Annotated in this window: 2 protein-coding genes and 1 pseudogene; 1 reads left to right on the top strand and 2 read right to left on the bottom strand. The window is 75.3% G+C overall.

Features of this window, described 5'->3' with window-relative positions; genetic code table 11:
• Positions 1 to 111: 111 nt before the first annotated feature.
• Together AB0J52_RS37900 and AB0J52_RS37905 are read right to left on the bottom strand one after the other, a co-directional pair.
• Positions 112 to 837 (bottom strand): hypothetical protein, encoded by a 726-nt coding sequence (locus tag AB0J52_RS37900; protein WP_500187816.1) that lies wholly within the window; start codon positions 835 to 837, stop codon positions 112 to 114.
• 5 nt (positions 838 to 842) lie between these two features.
• Positions 843 to 1,577 (bottom strand): hypothetical protein, encoded by a 735-nt coding sequence (locus tag AB0J52_RS37905; RefSeq protein WP_500187818.1) that lies wholly within the window; start codon positions 1,575 to 1,577, stop codon positions 843 to 845.
• A 236-nt stretch (positions 1,578 to 1,813) separates the two neighbouring features.
• Here AB0J52_RS37905 and AB0J52_RS37910 point away from each other — a divergent pair.
• Positions 1,814 to 2,033, top strand: a pseudogene (locus AB0J52_RS37910) (hypothetical protein); the annotation flags it as partial.

Consider the following 2,033-nt stretch of genomic DNA (forward strand, 5'->3'; position numbering starts at 1 on the left):
TCCGATCTGGCGGCTGCGTCGCTCGTGTGGGGAGGCCCGTACGGTTCTTGCCCGTTCGGGCGGCGGCGTCTCCGTACGCCGGCGGCTCAGCGCGGCGGCGTCGCGGGGGGGTCAGGCGCCGAGCATCCGGTCCACCAGGTCCCGGTAGCCGCGCAGGGCCTGCCGGAGCCGCTCGGTGTCGGACATCTCCTGCTTCCCGTCGCGGGCCCGTCCGTCGAGCTCGTGCTTGCGCGCGGTGAGCGCCTGGCCGATGGCGGCGACCACCTCGGTGGTCAGCTCGTCGGCTTTGCGGACCGACCCGTCCGGGTCGTCCACGAAGCCGGACTGCAGTTCGTGCCATCGGTCCCGGAAGCGGCTCGCCGCTTCCAGCGGCAGTAGCGTGTCGGTGGTTCCGCCGGCCGCCGTGGCGCCGTTCCCGGCGGCACGGGCGCCGGAGCCGACGCCGCCCACGTGGGTCCCCGCCTCACCGCCGGGCACCTGCCCTCCGGCCACCTGGCCGGCGGACGCGTGACCAGGGGCCGCGTGGCCCGCGGTGGCCTGGCCGCCTGCAGCGTGGCTCACGGGTGCCTGGCCCGCGGGCATTTCCCGGGCCGCCGCGTTACCCGCCTGGGCGTTGCCGCCCTGAACGTTTCCGGCCTGGGTGTTGCCGGCCGCCTCGGTTCCGGGGAGCTTGTGCTCGCCGGTGTCGGATCCCTCTCGTGTACCGGCCTGGCCCCGGTCGGCATGCCCGGCCACCACGCGGTCCTGGGGCTGGGTGACCGGCTCGGACATGGGCTGCCTCCCGGGGGCGTCGGTGCGGCGCGGATCGCGGGTCTGATCGGAACGGTCGGTGGGCATGGCGATCAGCTCCTCGGAGCGGGGCCGCCGCCCCGCTGGTCGGCGACGGGTCCGCGGGCGGTGGCCTCCTGGCCGGGTCGCCCGGCGACCGGCTCCTCGGCGCGTGCGCCGGCCCGCTCGTCGGTGCGTACATCGGCGCGGCCGTCGGCGCGGCCGTCGGCCCGGGCGTCGGCCCGGGTCTCGGCGGGGCCGCCCGCCCCCCGCTCGGCCGGGTCGGCGACCAGGTCCTCGAACAGCGTGCGGTAGTGGACCATGGCCTGCCGCAGGTCCTCGGTCGTCACCTTCTTCCCGCCGCCCTGCAGCCGGATCTCGCGGCCGCGCCGGTAGTGGTCCAGGGTCCGGGCGTGCTCCACCGACAGGTCGGCGGCGCGGTCCTCGAAGTCTCCGTCGGGGTAGCCGCGCTCGTTCATCACCACTTTGACGAGCCGGTCGGCCTGCTCCAGGGCGGCCTCCGGCGCGTCCACGAACTGCTCCTGCACCTGCGTCCACTGCGCGCGGTACTGCTCGCGCCGGCGGGGGTCCAGCTCCCGCAGCGGCAGTTCCTCGTGGCGGTGCTCGCGCTGCGTCAGCTCGCGCTCGGCGGCGGCCTTGCCGCCGTGCCGCTCGACGGCGCGGTCGTACTCGGGTCCAAAGCGCCGGCGCAGTCGCCGGGTGCGGGCCTGCCGGGACGCCAGCAGGGCCGCGGCGATGACCGCGACGACGACCACGACCGCGACGACGACCATGATGGCGGTCGACATTGCGTCCTCCTCGTGCCTCGACTCCGACAAGCGTCGGAACGAACTGTCCGGCGATGCCCTCATACGTCCTGTCGAAACGGACAGGTGTCCGGGGACCGCCCGCGAGCGGTGAATCGGTCAGGACGGATTGATCCGTCAACCACGTATTCGGGACGGGATTCGGTGGTTCGTGGTCTGATGGTCCGGTGACCGCGCCTCCTCCCGGCGCGGCCGGGGCGAAGGTGAGGTGACGCGCGGTGCGGCACGCGGCCGGACTCCTCCTCGGCATCCTGCTCACGCCCGCGCTGCTGGCCGGCGCGGCCTGGGGGTACGCGCAGGCCGCCGCGTCCTTCGACGGCGGCGACCGGGTCATCACCGACCACACCCGCGGCTACGGCGCGTTCGCGCTGATGGCCGCGGTCGGCCTGGTCGCCGGTGTGATCATCGTGGCGCGCTGGGCGTCGCCGCTGGTCTCGC

The sequence above is a fragment of the Spirillospora sp. NPDC049652 genome (assembly GCF_040675125.1).
In the GTDB taxonomy this organism is placed as follows: Bacteria; Actinomycetota; Actinomycetes; order Streptosporangiales; family Streptosporangiaceae; genus Spirillospora.